The organism is Acinetobacter lwoffii, assembly GCF_024129855.1.
In the GTDB taxonomy this organism is placed as follows: Bacteria; Pseudomonadota; Gammaproteobacteria; order Pseudomonadales; family Moraxellaceae; genus Acinetobacter; species Acinetobacter lwoffii_L.
The window spans coordinates 1-3,154 of record NZ_JAMXXC010000059.1; the positions used below are offsets into that span (position 1 = coordinate 1).

1 rRNA gene is annotated in these 3,154 nt (G+C 49.5%); it reads right to left on the bottom strand.

The annotated features are described in order from the left end of the window. Positions 1-23: 23 nt before the first annotated feature. Positions 24-2,918, bottom strand: a 23S ribosomal RNA gene (locus NI465_RS16420). Between the last annotated feature and the right edge of the window lie 236 nt (positions 2,919-3,154).

Here is a 3,154-nt window from a genome sequence, read left to right on the forward strand (position 1 = left end):
TACAACAACTGTTTGGGTGTTGTATAGTCAAGCCTCACGAGCAATTAGTATTGGTCAGCTTCACATATCACTATGCTTCCACATCCAACCTATCAACGTCGTAGTCTTCAACGGCTCTTTAGGAGACATAAAGTCTCGGGGAAATCTTATCTTGAGGTAGGCTTCCCGCTTAGATGCTTTCAGCGGTTATCCCTTCCGAACATAGCTACCCGGCGATGCCACTGGCGTGACAACCGGTACACCAGAGGTTCGTCCACTCTGGTCCTCTCGTACTAGGAGCAGATCCTCTCAAATTTCCAACGCCCACGGTAGATAGGGACCGAACTGTCTCACGACGTTCTAAACCCAGCTCGCGTACCTCTTTAAATGGCGAACAGCCATACCCTTGGGACCTGCTTCAGCCCCAGGATGAGATGAGCCGACATCGAGGTGCCAAACACCGCCGTCGATATGAACTCTTGGGCGGTATCAGCCTGTTATCCCCAGAGTACCTTTTATCCGTTGAGCGATGGCCCTTCCATACAGAACCACCGGATCACTAAGACCTACTTTCGTACCTGCTCGACTTGTGGGTCTCGCAGTTAAGCGCGCTTTTGCCTTTATACTCTACGCGTGATTTCCGACCACGCTGAGCGCACCTTCGTACTCCTCCGTTACTCTTTAGGAGGAGACCGCCCCAGTCAAACTACCCACCAGACATGGTCCTCGTCCCGGATAACGGGACAGAGTTAGAACCTCAATATTACCAGGGTGGTATTTCAAGGACGGCTCCATCGCAACTAGCGTCGCGACTTCAAAGCCTCCCACCTATCCTACACAAGTAAGATCAAAGTTCAATGTCAAGCTGCAGTAAAGGTTCACGGGGTCTTTCCGTCTAGCCGCGGGTACACCGCATCTTCACGGCGAATTCGATTTCACTGAGTCTCTGCTGGAGACAGCGCCCCCATCATTATGCCATTCGTGCAGGTCGGAACTTACCCGACAAGGAATTTCGCTACCTTAGGACCGTTATAGTTACGGCCGCCGTTTACTGGGGCTTCGATCAAGAGCTTCGCTTACGCTAACCCCATCAATTAACCTTCCAGCACCGGGCAGGCATCACACCCTATACGTCCACTTTCGTGTTTGCAGAGTGCTATGTTTTTAATAAACAGTTGCAGGGGCCTGGTTTCTGAGGCTGTCGGCCGCTCAAGGAGCAAGTCCTATCACAGACAACAGCGTACCTTCTCCCGAAGTTACGGTACCATTTTGCCTAGTTCCTTCAGCAGAGTTCTCTCAAGCGCTTTGGTCTACTCGACCTGACCACCTGTGTCGGTTTCGGGTACGATTCCTGTGTAACTGAAGCTTAGAGACTTTTCCTGGAAGCATGGTATCAGCCACTTCACTGTACAAGTACAGCTTGCTATCAGTTCTCAGCATAGAGTACCCCGGATTTGCCTAAGATACATGCCTACAACCTTCCACCTGGACAACCAACGCCAGGCTGACTTAACCTTCTCCGTCCTCTCATCGCATTACACAGAAGTATTGGAATATTAACCAATTTCCCATCGACTACGCCTCTCGGCCTCGCCTTAGGGGTCGACTCACCCAGCCCCGATTAACGTTGGACTGGAACCCTTGGTCTTTCAGCGTGCGAGTTTTTCACTCGCATTGTCGTTACTCACGTCAGCATTCGCACTTCTGATACCTCCAGCAGACTTCTCAATCCACCTTCATCGGCTTACAGAACGCTCCCCTACCACGCATAATAAATTATGCATCCGCAGCTTCGGCATATAGTTTTAGCCCCGTTACATCTTCCGCGCAGGCCGACTCGACTAGTGAGCTATTACGCTTTCTTTAAAGGGTGGCTGCTTCTAAGCCAACCTCCTAGCTGTCTATGCCTTCCCACATCGTTTCCCACTTAACTATAATTTTGGGGCCTTAGCTGGCGGTCTGGATTGTTTTCCTCTTGACTACGGACGTTAGCACCCGCAGTCTGTCTCCCGGATAGTACTCATTGGTATTCGGAGTTTGCATCGGTTTGGTAAGTCGGGATGACCCCCTAGCCGAAACAGTGCTCTACCCCCAATGGTATTCGTCCGAGGCGCTACCTAAATAGCTTTCGGGGAGAACCAGCTATCACCAAGTTTGATTAGCCTTTCACCCCTATCCACAAGTCATCCCCTGGCTTTTCAACGACAGTGGGTTCGGTCCTCCAGTTAGTGTTACCCAACCTTCAACCTGCTCATGGATAGATCACCTGGTTTCGGGTCTATACCCAGCAACTAAACGCCCTATTAAGACTCGGTTTCCCTACGGCTCCCCTATTCGGTTAACCTCGCTACTGAATATAAGTCGCTGACCCATTATACAAAAGGTACGCAGTCACCGGACTAAGCCGGCTCCCACTGCTTGTATGCATGCGGTTTCAGGATCTATTTCACTCCCCTCACAGGGGTTCTTTTCGCCTTTCCCTCACGGTACTGGTTCACTATCGGTCAGTCAGGAGTATTTAGCCTTGGAGGATGGTCCCCCCATATTCAGACAAGGTTTCACGTGCCTCGCCCTACTCGACATCATCATATAAGCCCTTTCGTGTACAGGACTATCACCGTCTACGGTCGCACTTCCCAGAGCGTTCCACTAGAACTTATATGACTTAATGGGCTCTTCCCCTTTCGCTCGCCGCTACTGAGGGAATCTCAATTGATTTCTTTTCCTAAGGGTACTGAGATGTTTCACTTCCCCTCGTTCGCCTTGCAACACTATGTATTCATGTTGCAATACCTACCTTATGGTAAGTGGGTTTCCCCATTCAGACATCTCCGGATCACAGGATATTTGCCGCCTCCCCGGAGCTTTTCGCAGGCTATCACGTCTTTCTTCGCCTCTGACTGCCAAGGCATCCACCACATGCACTTAATTACTTGACTATACAACCCCAAACAGTCGTTTATCCTTACAAGTGGGATAAGCAACAGATTGTGATGATCTCTCATCACACTCATACAGTTGGCGTTTGTGCACTTAAGCACCGTACAGCTTCAATTAGATTCATATACCAAAACGCTTGATTCAGTTAATTTCGCTAGAACTCATTTCTTGTAGTTGCCTACTTGAAACGAGTTTGAACAAATTATTTCAACTCAAATATATTCTGTTAATGATT